The following is an 18,643-nucleotide window of genomic DNA, read 5'->3' as shown; positions in this document are numbered from 1 at the left end:
AAAAATAGAAATAAGCTGAAGTTTTGGTTGGCAGCAACTTGACAAGCCTTTTGGTACTGGTTATAATTAAGCAGTATTCTGGCGTAGCATCTTATGTAGTCTGCATGACTGTAAAAATGCTAATAATTACCAGTTGCATTGTATGTCCAAATAAGCTATAATAATGTTCTGTTGAGAGCACTTGGAGAGATGTCCGAGCGGTTGAAGGAGCACGCCTGGAAAGCGTGTGTAGGGGAAACTCTACCGAGGGTTCGAATCCCTCTCTCTCCGCCATAGTAAAACAAGAATTGAAGCCGGCTACGGCTTTTTGTTTTCTAGGACGGGCTATAGCAGTACCGGGTCTTGCGCAATAAGAACTCATGAACCGCGTCAGGTCCGGAAGGAAGCAGCGCTAAGTGATCCCTCTTATGTGCCGCAAGGGTGCCTGGTGGCTGCTGTGGTCCGTCGTGGGAAACAAGGACGTAGCAATAAGACAGACAAAAGGATAATTTCCGAATGAAGTAGCCCAATAAGCAGGCTGCTTTTTTGTTATACAGAGGGAAAGGGTAACTTTCCCTGGATTGAACGACTAATGCTTCTCTTATTATTAATTATTTTCTTCAAAAAGGGAAATATTTTAACGGTGTGGAATAATAAATGAGTTATCTGCAAGTTTTTAACATGTTGCATAGAGTTATAAATGAAGTTTTACCTGGATAGGTGGTGTAGGGATGGCCTATGTAGCTTTATATCGGAAATGGCGACCGCAGGATTTTGACAATCTGGTTGGTCAGGAACATATCAGCATTACCTTGAAAAATGCGATTACTACTGGAAAAATTGCTCATGCTTACTTGTTTGCTGGGCCACGCGGTACAGGTAAAACCAGTACCGCCAAAATTCTGGCTAAAGCGCTCAACTGCCAGGATGGCCCTACTGTCAACCCTTGTAACCATTGTGACAATTGTGATAAAATTACCACTGGTACATCGATGGATGTCTTTGAGATTGACGCCGCCTCCAACCGGGGGATTGATGAGATCCGCGAACTCAGGGAAACTGTTAAATTTGCGCCTGTAGATGGACGCTATAAGGTGTATATCATTGATGAAGTGCATATGCTGACAACAGAGGCTTTTAACGCTCTGCTCAAAACCTTGGAGGAACCACCGGGTCATGTTGTTTTTGTTTTGGCAACGACTGAACCGCATAAGATTCCAGCTACTATACATTCGCGTTGTCAACGCTATGATTTCCGGCGGATTAGTGTTAAGGAGATTGAACAGCGGTTAGCCAGTATAGCAAAGCAGAGTGAGCTTAAGGCTGCTCCGGAAGCGCTGCGGCTGATTGCTGTACAAGCGGATGGCGGTATGCGCGATGCTCTGAGTATCTTGGACCAGTGTTCCACCTTGGATGATAGTGAGATGATAACAGCAGAGCATGTGCGGCAATTGTTAGGATTGATTGGTCACGAATGGGTATGGCAGCTGACTGATGCAATCGCCGTGCGGGATGCACATACGGTATTGTTGAAGCTTGATGAACTCATTCAACTGGGTAAGGATATCCGCCAGCTGCTGCTGGAGCTGGCTCTGCATGCTCGTAGCCTGATGCTGTATAAAGCCGCGCCTGATATTGATACTATTGAAGTGTATAGTGAGGATAAGGCGGTGCTTGCCACGCAGAGCGCCAAGTTTAGCCATCAGGAGCTGGTACATATGCTGGAAGTGTTACACCGGGCTGCCAATGATACTAAGTGGGCAGCTGAGCCGCGCATCGCCGTCGAGATGGCACTAATTACCCTGTGTCGGCGGGCAGCAGGCAGTGATGTGGCTGCTTTACTTGAACGGGTTGCTGCGCTTGAGGCCAAACTGGCTAACCAGCCGGCATCAATAACTGCTGCAGCTAATCCGGCAGTGGGTGCACGATCTGCATGGCAATCGCCAACGTCCTCTGCTCAGCCGCTTCAGTCCAAGGAAAATTCGCAACTTCATCCAGGACAGCAGCCAGAGCGTCAGGTATCTGCCAAACGCCCTGTTCCGGTTCAATCTGTTCCTAATCAGCCTGAGCAGGATGCTCCCGCTGCCAATGCCGCCAACCTATCAGAGGTATGGGCAGCGATGTTGAAAGAGCTGTTAGCAAGTGGTAAGCGGTCTGTCCATGCTTGTGTCATGCAAGGCCACTTAACAGCGATTACTGACCAACAGGCTATGGTTCGTTTCACGGCGACCTTTCCTAAAGAGCGCACTGAGAAAGACGATTATCGGAACATTGTAGAAAAAACGCTGGAACAAGTATCGGGGCACAAAGTAAGACTTATTTGCTCGCTGGGTGTAGATACGCCGGCTGTCAAACCGATTAAGCCGTCAGTGAATGCATCACCGCCGGCACTGACTGATTCTGAACTCAATGATCCGGCAATTAAGCAGGCACAAATGATGTTTGGCGGCAAAGTAATCAAGATAGAAGAATAAATTATTTTAGGAGGCTGATAACATGTTTGGAAATATGGGAAATATGGCAGGAATGATGAAAAAAGTACAAAAGCTTCAGGCCGAAATGGCCAAATTGCAAGAGGAATTGAAATCTCGTAGCCTTGAGGTATCTACTGGGGGCGGCGCAGTGAAAGTGGTTATTACCGGTGAGAAGAAGATTCAATCGATAAAAATTGCACCTTCTGCCGTTGATCCTGAGGATGTTGAAATGCTAGAGGATTTGGTAGCTGCTGCTGTCAATGAAGCGATAAATAAAGTGGATGATATGATGGCGCAGGAGATGGGCAAGTTAACCGGCGGTCTTAACCTGCCACCAGGAATGCTTTAAACCATGAGTTATATTGCGCCGATTGGCAGGCTGGTTGAACAGTTTCGCCGCTTGCCGGGCATTGGACCGAAATCTGCGGCTCGTCTTGCTTATCATGTGCTTAAGATGGATAAAAGTCAGGTCGCAGCGCTGGCACAGGCCATTGTTGAGGCTAAAGAGCGGGTAGGATATTGTTCGGTTTGTTTTGACTTAACCGATACTGATCCCTGCCAGATCTGCCGGTCAGAGGGGCGGGATCGGTCAGTGGTATGTGTAGTAGAGGACCCCAAAGATGTGGCCGCTATGGAGCGTACTCGTGAATTCAAAGGGCTATATCATGTATTGCACGGCTCTTTGTCACCCCTGGAGGGTGTAGGCCCGGACGATATAAAAGTGAAAGAGCTCTTAGACCGGGTTGGTAAAGGTATTCAAGAGGTTATAATGGCCACTAACCCCAATGTTGAAGGCGAGGCTACAGCTATGTATATTGCTAAGCTCTTAAAACCACTAGGGGTAATGGTTACCCGCATTGCCCACGGTTTGCCGATGGGCGGCGATCTGGAATATGCCGATGAAGTGACATTATCGAAGGCATTGGAGAATCGCCGGGAGATGTAATATGTTTTATTCTGCCTGTTTATGGGAATACTCGTAAACAGGGGGAGATGTGCATGAAAACAGCGCTAATGCAAATTTTTAGTAGAGTGCTGCGGAGAAACATACCTGCTAGCAAATACCAGCCCTTGAGAGATCAACTGGAACAAGCAAGGCATGAATGGCTTAGTGCCCAAAATTACTATAATAATGTGTCAGATGCAGATTTAGTTGATTATGCAGTCTATCACATTCAGGCGACCGAAAAAAAGTATACATATTTGCTGAAACGAGCTCGGCATGAGGGACTTAGAGCTTCGCCGTTTGATTAGTCAACCAAAAAATACCGGATTTTATCCGGTATTTTTTCATTATTTTAGATTGGACAACATATATTGAGGTAAGTACAGTATTATGTTGGAGGGATAAATATGGGTGTATGGCGTAGGCTGTTAGGATTTTGGGATACTGAGGAATCTAGCACCAAAGGTAAGGATAGTCTGACTGATATAATAGAACAGGCCCGGCTAGAGTGGATTGCTGCGCAAAGTTACTATTTGACAGTAACTGATCCTGATTTAATCGACTATTCAATATTTTTGATTAAAGCATGTGAACGCAGGTACATGTATTTGCTTAAAAAGGCGCGGCAAGAGGGAATTCGTCATCCAGGAATAATAAGTATGTCAGGTATTACCGGGGTGAGGACTATACGCCAGGCGCTTTAACGTGGTAAAATGATGGAAAAGGGCTGCGTTACAGAGGGGGAACTAAAAAATGGAATTTTTACCAGTAGCTTTAGAATTTAATGTTATCATTGCCTATGCATTTGGAATCATTTTAATTTATCTTATTGGCAGGATGTTGACGATGCCGATAAGAATTGTACTCAAATTGATATATAATGGCTTGGTGGGCGGAATTGTGCTCTGGGTGGTTAATTTTATTGGGGCCTATTTTAGCTTTACCATTGGGATTAATCCAATTACTGCACTTATTGCTGGTTTTTTGGGTATACCGGGAGTTATTTTGCTGATTTTGTTTAAACTATTTATTAACTAAAGAAAAAGACTTGGCTTATGCCAAGTCTTTTTCTTTTCCTCAACAGCCAAGTAAATAACAGCATGGACAAGGAGTGTATGTGCTACGTGAATACAGAAAAGGCATCAGAACAGCTGCAGCCAATAGTCGAAGCCTATGTAGGCGAATATGCCAGCGGTAAAAGTGAAAATGCCGTAAATCGGGCCATTTACTTAAAGAAGCAAGGTTTGGCGGTAACCATCGCTGACCTGGATACTGTAGAGCCGTGCTATACACTCCGACCCATCAAGCGGGAATTGGAAGGATTGGGCATTGACGTAGTAGCCTGGGAAACACGGGATACGACTGGTCTGGGTGAAGCGGGCAATGTCATTACAGGTTCGATGCGCTGGGTAATGCGGCGCAAAGGCAGCATCATTATGGATATTGGCTATGGCGTGCATGGGGCCAGAATTTTTAACATTATCGAAGGTGCGATTGAGAATCCCTATCTGAAAATCATTGCGGTTCTTAATATGTCGCGCCCGTTTACTTCCACGGTAGACAATATTTTAGAATATGTTGCAACTTTGGGAAGGGTAGACGCGGTACTCAACAATACCCATATGGCAGAAGAAACGACTGTTGATATTGTTGAGTGCGGGGCCAGGGGGGTAACCGAGGCGGCCAAGCGCATAGGCGTACCGGTGGTAGCTACTGCTGCCGTAACGGAGATTGCTGAAAAAATTGGCTCAGTAGACTGTATGGGCAACCCGGTGTGGAAGCTGGAGCGCATTATGCCACGTGCTTTCTGGTAAGAAGTAAGAAGAGACAAAAAACCAGCCGCAGTCACGGCTGGTTTTTTCTGGCTATTACTGAATATATCTGCGGGCACCAATATAATGCTCAGTGTAATAATCTTCCGATAAAGCATTAATAGTGACTTGTTTAGCAGCCGAACTGGCATGAATAAACTTGCCATCACCCATATAGAAGCCCACATGGGAAGCGCCGGCCTTATAGGTTGTAAAGAAGACCAAATCACCGATTTTTAAGTCGTTTTTATTTACGGCAATACCAGTATTAAACTGCTCGGCAGCTGTCCGGGGAATGGTAATGCCACTTTCTTTCATTACATACTGGGTATAACCGGAACAGTCCCAGCCAGCAGGAGTAGTGCCACCCCAAACATAAGGGACGCCCATATATTTTTGAGCATTTTTAATGATTTCAGTTGCTTTTGTATCAGTACTCCCAGCAGTTTTCGGGATTATTGCAGCCCCTAACGTTGAGGATATATCGCTAGAGTTACTAGTATTTGACGTACCAAGAACCTTGCCAAGTAAGAGTGCCAGCAAAATGTTTAATAAATTGCTGGAACCGCCGCTGCTCTGGGTGGAAGAGTCCGTAATATCTGAAAGTGAAAATGCCTGAGCAGGAACTGCCGGGATAAAGAGCGTGGTGAAAACGGCAAAAAGCAGCATGAAAGCAATGTGATGAGTATAGCGTTTCATAGACGCCCTCCTTAATCGTAGGTTGTTTATGTGAATTACCTATAAATAATAACATAGTCTATTTATTATGTAAACAATATAAATTTGGCATAAAGAAAAGACCTCATCTTGTAAAGCAGCCCGAAAGCCGATTAAGAAAGGTCCATGCGGTACAGTAGTTATGCTTTTTAAGTACGTAAAGACTGCAATAACAGTCTGGCAGTGGAGGCGTTGGTGGCTACCGGGATATTGTGAACATCACAAAGTCTAAGGAGTGCGGTAATATCTGGTTCGTGCGGCTGGGCTGCCAGAGGGTCGCGCAAAAAGATAACCATATCAACTTTTTGGCAGGCAACACGTGAACCAATCTGTTGGTCGCCGCCGAGTGGTCCGGATAGATAGGTTGTAATAGGCAGTTCAGCATTTTCCTTAATGATTTTTCCCGTAGTCGCAGTGGCAATTAGATCATATTGTGAAAGTACATCCCTATTTTCTAAGACAAAGCTAAGCATTTCTTCTTTTTTACGGTCGTGTGCAATAAGGGCAATGGTTTTCATAGGCTCACCTCATAACAGATTAGTCTGTAGTCTTATAATACCATAAAACGCTAGTATATAGACAAATATTCCTTGACTTTGTCATTGCTAGCTGGTAATATAATCCCCGAAATACAGTATACAAGATATCAGATTATTTCTTATAGTTTAGAAGTGGAAGTGTGCCTAGGGTTCCGGCAGTATTCTGTGTCTGGTCCAAGCGGCGCAAGGCCCGGGATGGGTCACACCGTGGGTACAAAAAACCCTAGCGGAAAGTTCCTGCCAAGGAATTTTTGCGGGGGTTTTTCTATATCTAAGAGAGGAGTCAAGATATGAATACATATTGGAACAAGCCAGCAGAAACAATGGAACGGGAGGAAATGAGCAGTCTCCAGGCTGGACGGCTTAGAGCCATTGTCACCAGGCTGTATCGGCAACAACCGTTTTATCGTTCCAAGATGCAGGAACAGGGCCTTTTGCCAGAGGATATTGTTACTTTAGAGGATATTAAAAAATTGCCGTTTATTTCCAAACAAGATATGCGCGATAATTATCCCTATGGTCTGTTTGCTGCTCCCATGTCTGAGATTGTCCGGGTTCATGCTTCTAGTGGGACTACTGGCAGGCCTACGGTTGTTGGCTACACCAAACGGGATATTGGTATTTGGTCAGAAGTAGCGGCGCGTTCCTTGGTTGCAGCAGGACTTAGCAAGCAGTCCTGTATTCAGATAGCCTATGGTTATGGCTTATTTACCGGCGGTCTGGGTATTCACTATGGTGCCGAGCTCTTAGGGGCTTCGGTAATTCCCATTTCCAGTGGCAATACAAATAGACAAATTATGCTGATGAAGGACTTCGGTACTACTGCACTGGCATGCACACCGTCCTATGCTCTCTACATTGCAGAGACGATGCGGGAAATGGGGATCGACCCCAGGGAAACAGGGCTTCGAACGGGGATATTCGGAGCTGAGCCCTGGACAGAACGGATGCGTCAGGCGATTGAAACACAACTAGGGATTAAAGCCATGGATATCTATGGCTTAAGTGAGATAATTGGGCCAGGCGTAGCCATTGAGTGCTCAGTGCAAAATGGACTGCATATTAGTGAAGACCATTTTTATCCAGAAATTATTAACCCAGTTACAGGTGAAGTGCTGCCTGATGGCGAAAAGGGAGAACTAGTGCTTACTACCCTCACCAAAGAAGGCATGCCTATGATTCGCTACCGGACCCGTGACCTTTCGGTATTGCATCGCGAAAAATGCGCTTGTGGCCGGACATTGGTTCGAATGAGCAAAGTACTGGGCCGTAGCGATGACATGCTAATTATTCGTGGTGTCAATGTGTTCCCGTCGCAAGTGGAGAATGTATTGCTTGGTATTGGCAACACTTCACCCCATTATCAACTTATTGTTGATCGTAAGGGTAATTTGGATCATCTTACTGTGTTGGTCGAGCTGACAGAAGAAATGTTTACTGATGAAGTACGTGGGCTGGAAGAATTGGAAGCCAAAATTAAAGGCGAACTGTCCAGTGTCCTTAGTGTATCGGCTACCGTGCGTCTTGTTGGTCCCAAAACCATTGAGCGGAGCGAAGGCAAAGCGAAGCGGGTTATCGATAAACGGGAGCTGTAATTAATTCAATAAAAGATATGGGAGGTACAGCATGATTATTAATCAATTGTCGGTGTTTGTTGAAAACCAGCCTGGCAAGCTGGCCGAAGTATTAGGGGTACTTCATACACATGAAATTAATATCCGGGCCATGTCGGTCGCGGATACGGCTGACTTTGGCATCCTAAGAATTGTTGTTAATGAATCTGAAAAGGTACAGCATATATTGCGTGGTGCTGGTTTTACCGTCAAAATTACGCCGGTGGTTGGTATTATATTAAGTGATCAGCCAGGAAGCTTGTTTGAGCATGTGAGCAAATTGAGCTCAGCTGGCGTAAATATTGAATATATCTATGCTTTTGCCGCTAATTCAGGTGATAAACATGCCCGCGTTGTGTTGAAGGTTGATAATTTGACTTTGGCGGAACGCCTAATTAGTGGTGAATGTGAAGCAACTGAACCTTATAGGGATGATGCTTGCGCTACACCTAACTTCTATTGGTAGTGGCAGCTTGTTTCAGTATTCAGTATTCTTTTCTAGCTGAATAAAAAACCTCTTGACAAAACACATTGGTACTGGCATAATGTATACAAAATTACATGTTTCGTAAGGAAGTGCGTCTAGGGTTCCGCTGATAGCAGGTCTGGGCCAAGCGACGCAGAGCATGGGGGACTATACCTGTGTTACACCGTGAGTAGAAAAGGCTCTGCGGAAAGTTTCTTACTTTTTGAAGAGAAACTTTCTGTCAGGGTATTTTTATAATTATTTGACAGCATAGTAAGTAAAAGCGATGATTGGGAGCAAGGCTTAACATCCTGCTTAAGAGAGCCGGTGGTTGGTGCGAACCGGTGCAGAGGTAGGCTATACTCGCCCAGGAGCTCTTTGTTGAACTGTATAGTGTGGTTTTGATACACATATACACTAGGCAATAGCGGCTGCCGTCCGTTAGCGGCAAGTTGTGAGAAATTCATGACTAATGAGTCCAAAGTAGGGTGGTACCGCGCATTTAGAGCGCCCCTATGAGCAGATACTATATCTGTTCATAGGGGCGCTTTCTTCATTCCAACAGAAAGTATACCTTTCTTAGTGTGGTACTTAACTAATGGTAAAGGAGAGAATATATGGAGGTGGAAATTGTGCAGTCTAACGTTCTTTCGGTGCTAGTACACAATCAGCCAGGGGTGTTGGTCCGAGTGGCGGGGATGTTTTCCCGTAGAGGGTTTAACATTGATAGTTTGACAGTGGGTGTTACCCAGGATCCTGGATTTTCCCGGATAACAGTTGCCGTCAGAGGCAATCAGGCGTTTATTGACCAAGTGAAAAAACAGATTGAAAAGCTGGTGGAAGTAGTAGCTGTGCAGATTCTGCCACTTGACCAGTCCGTGGTTCGGGGTATGGCCCTCCTAAAAGTCAAGGCTGGCGATAATCGTTCCGAAATACTTAAACTGGCCGAGGTTTTCCGGGCCAATGTTGTTGATATCTCAGGCAGTACAGTCACTATGGAGGTAACAGGCGAAGATAGCAAGATTAGTGCTTTAACAAAACTATTGAGCCCATATGGACTTTTGGAAACCATCCAAACCGGCCTTGTTGCGCTGGAGCGTGGTGAAAATACAATTTATAAATATGAGGAGAGAGAAAATTATGAGCAAAATGTACTATGAACAAGATGCACGTTGGGAACTTATCCAAGGTAAAACAGTAGTCATTGTCGGATACGGCAGCCAGGGTCATGCCCATGCCTTAAACTTAAAAGAGAGTGGTGTTAACGTAATTGTTGGTTTGTATGAAGGCAGCAAATCAGCAGCAAAGGCCCGTGAAGCTGGCCTAACCGTTATGAATGTTGCCCAGGCGGTAAAAAATGCTGATATTACTATGATTCTTATTCCTGATGAAAGACAAGGCAAAGTGTACGCCCAGGAGATTGCTCCTAACCTAAAACCAGGTTCGGCACTGGCTTTTGCTCATGGGTTTAATATTCATTTCAATCAAATTGTTCCTCCCGCTAATGTCGATGTATTTATGGTAGCGCCCAAAGGGCCTGGCCATTTGGTACGCCGTCAATTTACCGAAGGCAAAGGGGTACCCTGTCTCATTGCTGTATATCAAGACTTTAACGGCAGCACTCAGGACCTGGCATTGGCTTATGCAAAAGGCATTGGCGGCGCACGGGCCGGCGTTTTAACTACTACCTTTAAAGATGAAACTGAATCTGACCTCTTTGGTGAGCAGGCCGTACTGTGCGGCGGCGTAACTGAGTTGATCAAAGCAGGCTTTGATACCTTGGTAGAAGCGGGTTATGAGCCGGAAATTGCTTACTTTGAATGTCTGCATGAAATGAAGCTAATTGTTGACCTCATAAATGAAGGCGGCATGGCAAAAATGCGGTACTCCATTAGTGACACTGCCGAATATGGTGATTATGTAACAAGTCGGAGAATTATTACCGATGAAACCCGTGCCGAGATGAAAAAAGTGTTGGGCGAGATTCAAGATGGCACATTTGCCCGCAACTGGATCTTGGAAAATCAGGTTAACCGCCCGATGTTCAATGCCAGACGCCGTCAAGAGGCGGAACACAAAATTGAAGTTGTCGGCAAAGAACTGCGCGGCATGATGTCCTGGCTGAAAAAGTAAGAAGTACAAATATAGGGAAAGCGAGGCAATGACATGGAAGCTCGAAGAATTCAAATATTCGACACTACTCTCCGCGATGGTGAGCAAACGCCCGGAGTAAGCTTACAAACAGAAGAAAAGGTGGAAATTGCTCTAGCACTCGCAAAGTTACAGGTTGATGTCATTGAAGCCGGGTTTCCGGTTGCCTCGCCCGGCGATTTTGAGGCTGTGAGCCAAATTGCCTCCAGGGTAAAAGGACCGACAATTGCGGCACTGGCCCGCGCCACTGAAAAGGATATTGAAACAGCGTATAAGGCTGTAAAAAGAGCTGATAAGCCCCGGATACACACCTTTATCGCTACCAGCGATATCCATCTTAAACACAAATTACAAATGACCCGTGTTGAGCTATTGGAGCGGGCCGAAAAGGCTGTGCGCTATGCTAAGAGTCTGGTAGCTGATGTTGAGTTTTCGGCAGAAGATGCTTCACGCTCTGATTGGGATTTCTTATGTCAGGTATATGAGCGGGCCATTGCTGCCGGTGCTAATGTTATCAATATCCCGGATACGGTGGGTTATACTACTCCGATGGAATTTGGTGCACTCATCACTTATATCCGCGAACATGTACCTAATATAAATGAAGCCGTCATTAGTGTGCATTGTCATGATGATTTGGGTATGGCTGTGGCCAATTCGCTGGCGGCAGTTGCTGCTGGTGCCGGCCAGGTGGAATGCACTATTAATGGTTTGGGAGAACGGGCTGGTAATGCCGCCATGGAAGAACTGGTGATGGCATTACAGACTCGTCGTGAGTATTACCACGCGGTGGCTACTATCAATACCAAGCATATTTATCGGACTTCGCGCCTTGTCAGTGCGCTGACAGGCATTGCCGTACCGCCGAATAAAGCGGTAGTGGGGGACAATGCATTTGCTCACGAATCCGGTATTCACCAGCATGGGGTACTTAATAATCCCTTGACCTATGAGATTATGAGTCCCGAATCAGTGGGTGTTAGCCGTAATGCCATTGTGCTTGGCAAGCATTCCGGGCGCCATGCTTTCGAAGAACGGCTTAAATATCTGGGCTATGAATTTGATGCTGACACCATTAATACGCTGTTTGCCAAGTTTAAGGATTTGGCAGATAGAAAGAAGATGGTATTTGACCGGGATATTGAAGCTTTGATTGTAGAAAAAGCAGCGGTAAGACCGGAATGGTATACGCTTGCTTATCACCATGTAGCCAGTGGCAATAACATATTGGCTACAGCCTCTGTTCAGCTCAGAACAAGTGCCGGCGTAGCGGAAGCCGCTGGCTGCGGTACCGGCCCTGTGGATGCTGTCTTCAAGGCCGTCGAGCAAGCTGTTGGGTTTCCAGTGGGTCTTAAGGACTATCAACTGAAAGCAGTCACTGCTGGTGAAGATGCGCTGGGTGAAGCGACTGCCTGGATTGAGCGGGACGGTCGAATCTTTAGCGGACGGGGCCTGGCCATTGATGTGATCGAAGCAAGTGCTAAAGCCTATGTCAATGCAATTAACAAAATGCTGGCTGTTTGCGGTTTTCCCGCAATTGAAGAAGCTAAGGGAGGTAACAATCACGGCTAGACCGATGACGATGACAGAAAAAATCTTTGCCAAACATGCCGGTTTGAATGAAGTCCAGCCAGGGCAGCTTATCAAAGCTAAGCTGGATCTGGTGTTGGGCAATGATATTACATCACCGCCGGCTATCAAAGAATTTGAGCAAATTAGCGATAAGGTTTTTGATAAAGACAAAATTGCACTTGTGCCTGACCATTTTACGCCGAATAAAGATATAAAATCGGCGGAGATGGCTAAAACCGTGCGGGAGTTTGCCAGAAAGCAAAATATAACCCACTATTTCGAAGTCGGACGGATGGGTATTGAACATGTACTATTGCCTGAGCAGGGATTGGTGGCTCCAGGGGAAGTAATTATTGGTGCTGACTCTCATACCTGTACCTATGGCGCAGTGGGTGCATTTGCCACTGGTGTTGGTTCTACCGATATGGCCTGTGCGATGGCAACAGGGGAAACCTGGTTTAAGGTTCCTGCCAGCATTAAAGTGGAACTGACCGGTAAACTTACTAAGTGGGTATCAGGTAAAGATGTAGTGTTAACACTTATTGGCATGATTGGTGTTGATGGGGCACGTTATCAGTCATTAGAGTTTACGGGGCCGGGAGTAGCTTCACTTACCATGACTGATAGGCTGACAATTGCCAATATGGCGATTGAAGCCGGGGCCAAGAATGGCATTTTCCCCGTAGACAGCATTACCGAGCAATATTTATCCGGACGGGTTAAACGGGCGTATACGCCTGTTGTTGCTGACCCGGGTGCCGAATATGTAAGAACAGTTACGATTAATTTAGATCAGCTCACGCCAGTAGTGGCATTGCCGCATCTGCCGGAAAATGTGCGCCCGGTCAGCGAAATTGCTCCTACCCCCATTAACCAAGTAATTATTGGCTCCTGCACGAATGGACGGATTGAGGATTTAGCGCAGGCGGCTGCCATATTGGGCGGTAAACAGGTGCATGAAGATGTTAGGGCCATAATTATCCCTGGTAGTCAGGACGTATATCTGGAAGCGGTAAAATTAGGGTATGTGGAGATTTTTGTGAAAGCCGGAGCTGTTGTCAGCACACCGACCTGCGGCCCATGTCTGGGCGGACATATGGGCATAATGGCCAAAGGCGAGCGGGCAGTGGCAACAACAAACCGCAATTTCCGCGGACGGATGGGGCATGTTGACAGTGAGGTATATCTAGCTGGTCCGGCGGTGGCAGCAGCAAGTGCTGTAGCAGGTCGGATTGCCAGTCCTGAGGAGGTAGCATAATGAGGTTTACCGGAAAAGTATGGCGCTATGGCGATAATGTGGATACAGATGTCATTATTCCGGCACGGTACCTGAATACTGCCGATATGAAAGAATTGGCTCTTCATGCTATGGAAGATATTGACCCGACTTTTGCCGGCAAGGTTAAAGAGGGTGACATGATTGTCGCCGGTAAAAACTTTGGTTGTGGTTCGTCACGGGAACATGCACCAGGGGCGCTAAAGGCTGCAGGTGTTGCCTGTGTAGTTGCTGAAAGCTTTGCTCGTATCTTTTACCGTAATGCGATTAATATCGGGTTACCGCTTATTGAGCTGGGTGAAGGCGATATTAATATTAAGGATGGGGATATGCTGGCAGTAGATTTAGTGGCTGGTCAGGCCGAGAACCTGGCATCTGGCGAAAAGTTCACCATACCGGCGCTGCCTGGTTTTATCCAGGATATTGCGCAGGCCGGTGGTCTGGTTGCTTATACGCAGCAGCAGCTGACAAAGAAAAAAAATTAAAGATGAAATTGCCTCGTCATCGCACTGAAGCAATTTCTCTCCCCAGTGTTGGGTAGGGAGGTAACAATGAGTAGTAAACATATTGTAGTTATTCCTGGTGATGGCATTGGTGCCGAAATCACAGCAGAAGCTCTGCGGGTATCGCAGGCGGCAGCAAAGAAATGTGGTTATAGTTTTACTCATGAAAGTAAGCAGGCTGGCGGGGCAGCCATTGATGCCTATGGTGTACCGCTGCCTGAAGATACAATAGAAGCCTGCCGTAAGGCTGATGGTGTATTGTTAGGTGCTGTTGGCGGACCTAAATGGGATAATGTCGCACCTGAACTCAGGGCAGAAAAGGCTATTTTGGGTTTGCGCAAATCCTTGGAGCTATATGCTAATTTGCGACCGATCAAGGTTTTCCCAGCTCTGGCCGCTCAATCACCGTTAAAGCCGGAGATTGTAAATGCAGTGGATATTTTGATTGTGAGGGAGCTTAATGGCGGCATTTATTATGGGGCTCGTCAGGAAGCAGTCATAGTTAACGGGGTTGAGCAGGCCTGGGATCGAGAAGGGTATAGCCGTCCGGAGATCGAGCGGATTTTACGTCTGGCCTGCCGGAGCGCTATTGGACGTAAAGGTAAAGTTACGTCAGTGGACAAAGCCAATGTATTGGCTACTTCCCGTCTCTGGCGCAAGGTGGCTAACGAAGTGGCAGCAGACTTTACGCAAGTGGAAATAAACCATATGTATGTAGATAACTGTGCCATGCAGTTGGTACTAAATCCGGGAAGCTTTGATGTACTTGTCACCGGCAATCTGTTTGGTGATATTTTGAGTGATGAAGCCGCCGTACTGTCAGGCTCAATTGGCCTTTTGCCATCAGCCAGTCTGGGTGACGGCACCGGACTATATGAGCCAATCCATGGTTCGGCACCAGATATTGCCGGGCTGGGCCTGGCCAATCCACTAGGAACCATTTTGTCAGCTGCCATGATGTTTAGATATTCCTTAGGCAGTGAACAGGTTGCTGCTATGATTGAAGGTGCCGTTGATCAAGTGTTGGCTGACGGTTATCGCACACCAGATATTTATCAACAGGGACTTACCAAGGTTTCTACCGAGGAAATGGGGCAACAAGTAATCAATCGGTTGAAGTGAGGTGAACCGCTATGCTCATGACAGGTGCACAAGCTATTGTTGCATCTCTTCTTAAAGAGGGTGTAGACACAGTATTCGGTTATCCGGGTGGAACAAATTTGCCGCTGTTTGATGCGCTTTATGATTCAACGATACACCATGTGCTGACCGTACATGAGCAGGGAGCTGCTCATGCGGCTGACGGCTATGCCAGAGCAAGCGGTCAGGTAGGAGTATGTCTTGCAACATCAGGACCGGGGGCCACTAATTTGGTTACCGGTTTAGCCACGGCATTTATGGACTCTGTACCCGTTGTGGCGATTACCGGACAGGTGCAAACAAATCTAATTGGTCGGGATGCTTTTCAGGAGATTGACATTACCGGCATTACTATGCCGATCACCAAGCATAATTTCTTAGTCAAAGATATAAAGAAGCTGCCTGAAATTATGTGGCGGGCTTTTGACATAGCCCGCTCAGGACGGCCTGGGCCGGTACTTATCGATGTACCACGCGATATTCAGAGCAATACTTACGATTTTGTTGACATTGAGTCTGTGTATTCACGCTCAACTCTTGTCAGGCAGTCGCCGGATCTTCCAGCCCGGATAGTCAAGGCAGCAGCTGCCATCAGTGCGGCTAAGCGGCCGGTTATTATCGCCGGCGGCGGCTGTATCAGTGCCAACGCGGGTGCAGCGTTGAAAAAGTTTGCTGAGCACTGTAATCTGCCAGTTGTTACTACCTTAATGGGTATTGGTGCATTTCCTGGCGGACATAGCAATCTTTTGGGTATGACAGGTCTGCATGGTCTCAAAGCGGCTAATCACGTTGTTCATGATGCCGATGTGCTGATTGTAACAGGCAGCCGGTTCAACGACAGGGTAACTGGTGACCGTGCCAGCTATGCTGCCGGCAAGACTATCATTCATATTGACATCGACCCGGCAGAGGTGCATAAAAATGTAGATGCTGCTGTACCATTGGTTGGTGAGATGAATATGATTCTGGGAGAACTGCTGCAGGCGGTAAAACCAGGCGATCTGTCAGCTTGGTGGGCTGCCATTAGACAGTCCCAGGCTGAGAATAAAACAGTTATTCCTGAGGATGTACTTACAGCTCCTTTAGTTATGCGTGAGCTTAACCGGCAGACCGGTGGGCAGGACGTAATCTATGTTACCGATGTAGGTCAGCACCAAATGTGGGCTGCCCAGTACCTGGAAGTCAAGAGTCCACGTGGGTTTTTAACATCTGGCGGTCTTGGGGCCATGGGGTTTGGCCTGCCTGCTGCCGTTGGCGCACAACTAGCTATACCCAATAAACGGGTCGTTCATATTGTAGGTGATGGCGGACTTAAGATGACAGGGTGTGAACTCTATACTGTAGCGGTTGAGCAGCAACCGATTATCTCGGTTGTTATCAATAATTGCAGCTTGGGTATGGTCAGACAATTGCAGCATTGCTTTTATGGAAAACGTTATGCAAATTCGCTGTTGCCGCATGCAATGGACTTTAAGGCTTTTGCCAGCGCCTTTACCATTCCGGCAACTGTGACCAATAGTCTGGCCGAATTTAGTGAGGCCTTTGCTGCTGCATGGCAGCGACAAGGCCCGGGACTTATTGTGGCAAATATTGCTACCAATGATCTGGTAACACCCATGATTGCTCCCGGCGGAAGCATGGATGAGTACGTGAATATGGACTAAGATAAATTAGGGTGAATTTTTTAAAGAGTAGTGGTATTATTACTATAATAATAACCACTACTCTTTTTGATGAATTGGGGTCAGTGCAGACCCCAAGAAAAGGTGATACTATGAATGAAACTGTTGTCAGGGCGGAAAACTTGGGTAAGACCTATGGGGACTTTCGGGCGCTCAAGGGCATTTCCTTTAGCATTAAAGCCGGAGAATGCTTTGGTTTTCTGGGACATAATGGTGCAGGAAAAACAACCACCATGCAGATGATGTATGGCATGTCCACAGTGGAAGAGGGGGGGTTATGGCTATTCGGTGAGTCCTTCCGGTTAACGCCGGCAGGTATTAAAGCCAGGTTAGGGGTTGTATCCCAGGAAGACAACCTTGATGCTGCTTTGACTGTTATTGAGAATCTTGAAGTGTATGGTCTAATATATGGGTTAACTCGCACAGAGTCGCGGTTGCGGGGCAAAGATTTGCTGGTGTTTATGGGGCTGGAGGATAAGGAAAATAGCAATATTGAAAGCTTATCAGGTGGTCTAAAACGTCGTTTGGTTATTGCCAGAGCACTGATGAACCGTCCGGATATTGTTATCTTAGATGAACCCACGACCGGCCTCGATCCACAAGCCAGGCATCTGGTGTGGCAAAAACTACGGAGCCTCAAAGCGGAAGGGGTAACCTTGGTGCTGACGACGCATTATATGGAAGAGGCCGTGCAGCTATGTGACAGTTTAGTGGTCATGCATGAGGGCATTATCCTGGCTGAAGGCAGCCCACAGTATCTAATAGCAACCTATGTCCGGCCCTATGCCATTGAAGTGCATCTGCCACTATCCCAGATACCGGAAGGACTAGCTGATAAAGTATCAGCCTGGGGCGGCGAGGTCATCCGGGTTCTTGACAGCTTATTTTTGTATGCCGACGATGGGGAAAAATTATGGGATAGCCTTGCCGGATGGGGACTACCCAAACATGCTTGTTTGCTGCGACCCTCCAATATGGAAGATGTGTTTTTGAAACTTACTGGTATGGGGGAAGAAGCATAATGGCAGCTTTACGAATTTTTGCCCGCCATATGGCGGTATTCCGTAAAATTTGGTTTACTAATATTATGTTTAATTTTATTGAACCATTGCTCTATCTTACCGCTATGGGCTATGGACTGGGAACCTTTGTGCAGGATATGGAAGGCCTGACGTATCTTCAATATATTGCGCCCGGGATGGTGGCCTCTTCATCAATGTTTGCTGCATCCTTTGAGTGTACCTATGGCAGTTTTATCAGGCTGCATTACCAAAAGACATTTCAGGCTATGCTGGCCGGGCCGGTTACTGTTCGTGATATTGTGGCCGGGGACATTCTATATGCCACCTTTAAAAGCATGGTCTTTGGGCTAGTGATTTTAACGGTTATTAGTGCTTTAGGTCAGACTCAGTCCTGGTGGGCACTTCTTATTCCTCTGTTTCTGGTTATTCCCGGCCTGACGTTTTCGCTGCTCGCGATTTGTTATACAGGCATAACCGCAAATATTGATAACTTTAATTACTATATTACCTTGTTTTTGACGCCTGCCTATCTATTTTCGGGTGTTTTTTTCCCGATACATTCAATGCCTGGCTGGGCGCAGGTAGTGGCATGGCTTAATCCCATCTTCCATAGTGTTGAGGTATGCCGGGCTTTGGCACTGGGAAATACAACCCCCGGCCTGCTGGTGCATGCCGGGGTACTTGCGCTAGTAGCGATGGTGCTAATGCCGTTGGCGGTACGATTAATGACCAAAAGACTGATTGTCTAGGCT

The 18,643-nt window shown here is 46.6% G+C and carries 20 protein-coding genes, 1 tRNA gene, 1 other RNA gene and 1 other annotated feature; of the genes, 20 read left to right on the top strand and 2 right to left on the bottom strand.

The genetic code is table 11. The features are described from left to right. Positions 1–183 precede the first annotated feature (183 nt). From SALPA_RS10175 to SALPA_RS10135, 9 genes are all read left to right on the top strand, one after another. Positions 184–273 (top strand) — tRNA-Ser (locus SALPA_RS10175). Positions 274–333: 60 nt separating this feature from the next. Continuing rightward, an RNA gene (gene ffs / locus SALPA_RS10170) (signal recognition particle sRNA small type) lies at positions 334–433 on the top strand. Between the two features lie 277 nt (positions 434–710). Continuing rightward, complete coding sequence (gene dnaX, locus SALPA_RS10165; protein WP_145093153.1) at positions 711–2,453, top strand: DNA polymerase III subunit gamma/tau; 1,743 nt, start codon at positions 711–713, stop codon at positions 2,451–2,453. A 22-nt stretch (positions 2,454–2,475) separates the two neighbouring features. After that, positions 2,476–2,802: a YbaB/EbfC family nucleoid-associated protein gene (locus SALPA_RS10160; protein ID WP_145093150.1), complete on the top strand. Its 327-nt coding sequence runs from the start codon at positions 2,476–2,478 to the stop codon at positions 2,800–2,802. 3 nt (positions 2,803–2,805) lie between these two features. Next, positions 2,806–3,399, top strand: coding sequence for a recombination mediator RecR (gene recR / locus SALPA_RS10155; protein ID WP_145093148.1), 594 nt, complete (start codon positions 2,806–2,808; stop codon positions 3,397–3,399). Between the two features lie 53 nt (positions 3,400–3,452). Next, the gene (locus SALPA_RS10150) at positions 3,453–3,707 is read left to right on the top strand and encodes a YaaL family protein (RefSeq protein ID WP_255451129.1); all 255 of its coding nucleotides are present in this window, start codon (positions 3,453–3,455) and stop codon (positions 3,705–3,707) included. Between the two features lie 99 nt (positions 3,708–3,806). Continuing rightward, a complete protein-coding gene (locus SALPA_RS10145; protein ID WP_145093142.1) occupies positions 3,807–4,103 on the top strand; it encodes a YaaL family protein in 297 nt (98 codons plus the stop codon). 49 nt (positions 4,104–4,152) lie between these two features. Further along, positions 4,153–4,437, top strand: a complete 285-nt coding sequence (locus SALPA_RS10140) for a pro-sigmaK processing inhibitor BofA family protein (protein WP_094604439.1) — start codon at positions 4,153–4,155, stop codon at positions 4,435–4,437. An 86-nt stretch (positions 4,438–4,523) separates the two neighbouring features. Further along, on the top strand, positions 4,524–5,213 hold the full coding sequence (locus SALPA_RS10135; RefSeq protein ID WP_255451128.1) for a hypothetical protein: 690 nt from the start codon (positions 4,524–4,526) through the stop codon (positions 5,211–5,213). Between the two features lie 54 nt (positions 5,214–5,267). On the opposite strand, the gene SALPA_RS10130 is transcribed toward SALPA_RS10135, so the two are convergent. Both SALPA_RS10130 and SALPA_RS10125 read right to left on the bottom strand, forming a co-directional pair. Beyond that, a complete protein-coding gene (locus SALPA_RS10130) occupies positions 5,268–5,909 on the bottom strand; it encodes a C40 family peptidase (protein WP_145093137.1) in 642 nt (213 codons plus the stop codon). 167 nt (positions 5,910–6,076) lie between these two features. Continuing rightward, positions 6,077–6,445 carry a methylglyoxal synthase gene (locus SALPA_RS10125; protein WP_145093134.1) on the bottom strand — a complete coding sequence of 123 codons (369 nt, stop codon included), beginning with the start codon at positions 6,443–6,445 and terminating at the stop codon, positions 6,077–6,079. A gap of 311 nt (positions 6,446–6,756) precedes the next feature. Between SALPA_RS10125 and SALPA_RS10120 the strand changes: the two genes are divergently transcribed. The 11 genes from SALPA_RS10120 (at position 6,757) to SALPA_RS10070 (ending at position 18,640) form a co-directional block, all read left to right on the top strand. Next, entirely contained in the window at positions 6,757–8,061 is a 1,305-nt protein-coding gene (locus SALPA_RS10120) for a phenylacetate--CoA ligase family protein (protein WP_145093131.1), read from the top strand. A 31-nt stretch (positions 8,062–8,092) separates the two neighbouring features. Beyond that, a complete protein-coding gene (locus SALPA_RS10115) occupies positions 8,093–8,545 on the top strand; it encodes an ACT domain-containing protein (RefSeq protein WP_145093128.1) in 453 nt (150 codons plus the stop codon). 277 nt (positions 8,546–8,822) lie between these two features. After that, positions 8,823–9,063, top strand: a binding site (T-box leader). A 99-nt stretch (positions 9,064–9,162) separates the two neighbouring features. After that, positions 9,163–9,705 carry an acetolactate synthase small subunit gene (gene ilvN / locus SALPA_RS10110; RefSeq protein WP_145093125.1) on the top strand — a complete coding sequence of 181 codons (543 nt, stop codon included), beginning with the start codon at positions 9,163–9,165 and terminating at the stop codon, positions 9,703–9,705. Then, positions 9,686–10,678, top strand: a complete 993-nt coding sequence (gene ilvC / locus SALPA_RS10105; protein WP_145093122.1) for a ketol-acid reductoisomerase — start codon at positions 9,686–9,688, stop codon at positions 10,676–10,678. Before ilvN ends, ilvC begins: the two co-directional genes overlap by 20 nt. Before the next feature lie 33 nt (positions 10,679–10,711). Further along, positions 10,712–12,268 carry a 2-isopropylmalate synthase gene (locus tag SALPA_RS10100; RefSeq protein WP_145093110.1) on the top strand — a complete coding sequence of 519 codons (1,557 nt, stop codon included), beginning with the start codon at positions 10,712–10,714 and terminating at the stop codon, positions 12,266–12,268. A 4-nt stretch (positions 12,269–12,272) separates the two neighbouring features. Beyond that, on the top strand, positions 12,273–13,526 hold the full coding sequence (gene leuC / locus SALPA_RS10095) for a 3-isopropylmalate dehydratase large subunit (protein ID WP_145101872.1): 1,254 nt from the start codon (positions 12,273–12,275) through the stop codon (positions 13,524–13,526). Further along, positions 13,526–14,029 (top strand): 3-isopropylmalate dehydratase small subunit, encoded by a 504-nt coding sequence (locus SALPA_RS10090; RefSeq protein WP_145093107.1) that lies wholly within the window; start codon positions 13,526–13,528, stop codon positions 14,027–14,029. Before leuC ends, SALPA_RS10090 begins: the two co-directional genes overlap by 1 nt. A gap of 66 nt (positions 14,030–14,095) precedes the next feature. Beyond that, positions 14,096–15,169, top strand: coding sequence for a 3-isopropylmalate dehydrogenase (gene leuB / locus SALPA_RS10085; protein ID WP_145093104.1), 1,074 nt, complete (start codon positions 14,096–14,098; stop codon positions 15,167–15,169). Between the two features lie 17 nt (positions 15,170–15,186). Further along, positions 15,187–16,851, top strand: a complete 1,665-nt coding sequence (gene ilvB / locus SALPA_RS10080) for a biosynthetic-type acetolactate synthase large subunit (RefSeq protein ID WP_370516733.1) — start codon at positions 15,187–15,189, stop codon at positions 16,849–16,851. Positions 16,852–16,961: 110 nt separating this feature from the next. Further along, positions 16,962–17,891 carry an ABC transporter ATP-binding protein gene (locus tag SALPA_RS10075; protein WP_145093098.1) on the top strand — a complete coding sequence of 310 codons (930 nt, stop codon included), beginning with the start codon at positions 16,962–16,964 and terminating at the stop codon, positions 17,889–17,891. Continuing rightward, positions 17,891–18,640, top strand: a complete 750-nt coding sequence (locus tag SALPA_RS10070) for an ABC transporter permease (protein ID WP_186451011.1) — start codon at positions 17,891–17,893, stop codon at positions 18,638–18,640. Before SALPA_RS10075 ends, SALPA_RS10070 begins: the two co-directional genes overlap by 1 nt. Positions 18,641–18,643 lie beyond the last annotated feature (3 nt).

The sequence above is a fragment of the Sporomusa sp. KB1 genome (genome assembly GCF_007830295.1).
In the GTDB taxonomy this organism is placed as follows: Bacteria; Bacillota; Negativicutes; order Sporomusales; family Sporomusaceae; genus Sporomusa.
This window is presented reverse-complemented; position numbering and strand designations above follow the sequence as displayed.

Coding starts and splice junctions, on each gene's coding strand:
- dnaX (WP_145093153.1), top strand. CDS start 711: ATGGCCTATGTAGCTTTATATCGGAAATGGCGACCGCAGGATTTTGAC.
- SALPA_RS10160 (WP_145093150.1), top strand. CDS start 2,476: ATGTTTGGAAATATGGGAAATATGGCAGGAATGATGAAAAAAGTACAA.
- recR (WP_145093148.1), top strand. CDS start 2,806: ATGAGTTATATTGCGCCGATTGGCAGGCTGGTTGAACAGTTTCGCCGC.
- SALPA_RS10150 (WP_255451129.1), top strand. CDS start 3,453: ATGAAAACAGCGCTAATGCAAATTTTTAGTAGAGTGCTGCGGAGAAAC.
- SALPA_RS10145 (WP_145093142.1), top strand. CDS start 3,807: ATGGGTGTATGGCGTAGGCTGTTAGGATTTTGGGATACTGAGGAATCT.
- SALPA_RS10140 (WP_094604439.1), top strand. CDS start 4,153: ATGGAATTTTTACCAGTAGCTTTAGAATTTAATGTTATCATTGCCTAT.
- SALPA_RS10130 (WP_145093137.1), bottom strand. CDS start 5,909: ATGAAACGCTATACTCATCACATTGCTTTCATGCTGCTTTTTGCCGTT.
- SALPA_RS10125 (WP_145093134.1), bottom strand. CDS start 6,445: ATGAAAACCATTGCCCTTATTGCACACGACCGTAAAAAAGAAGAAATG.
- SALPA_RS10120 (WP_145093131.1), top strand. CDS start 6,757: ATGAATACATATTGGAACAAGCCAGCAGAAACAATGGAACGGGAGGAA.
- SALPA_RS10115 (WP_145093128.1), top strand. CDS start 8,093: ATGATTATTAATCAATTGTCGGTGTTTGTTGAAAACCAGCCTGGCAAG.
- ilvN (WP_145093125.1), top strand. CDS start 9,163: ATGGAGGTGGAAATTGTGCAGTCTAACGTTCTTTCGGTGCTAGTACAC.
- ilvC (WP_145093122.1), top strand. CDS start 9,686: ATGAGCAAAATGTACTATGAACAAGATGCACGTTGGGAACTTATCCAA.
- SALPA_RS10100 (WP_145093110.1), top strand. CDS start 10,712: ATGGAAGCTCGAAGAATTCAAATATTCGACACTACTCTCCGCGATGGT.
- leuC (WP_145101872.1), top strand. CDS start 12,273: ATGACGATGACAGAAAAAATCTTTGCCAAACATGCCGGTTTGAATGAA.
- SALPA_RS10090 (WP_145093107.1), top strand. CDS start 13,526: ATGAGGTTTACCGGAAAAGTATGGCGCTATGGCGATAATGTGGATACA.
- leuB (WP_145093104.1), top strand. CDS start 14,096: ATGAGTAGTAAACATATTGTAGTTATTCCTGGTGATGGCATTGGTGCC.
- ilvB (WP_370516733.1), top strand. CDS start 15,187: ATGACAGGTGCACAAGCTATTGTTGCATCTCTTCTTAAAGAGGGTGTA.
- SALPA_RS10075 (WP_145093098.1), top strand. CDS start 16,962: ATGAATGAAACTGTTGTCAGGGCGGAAAACTTGGGTAAGACCTATGGG.
- SALPA_RS10070 (WP_186451011.1), top strand. CDS start 17,891: ATGGCAGCTTTACGAATTTTTGCCCGCCATATGGCGGTATTCCGTAAA.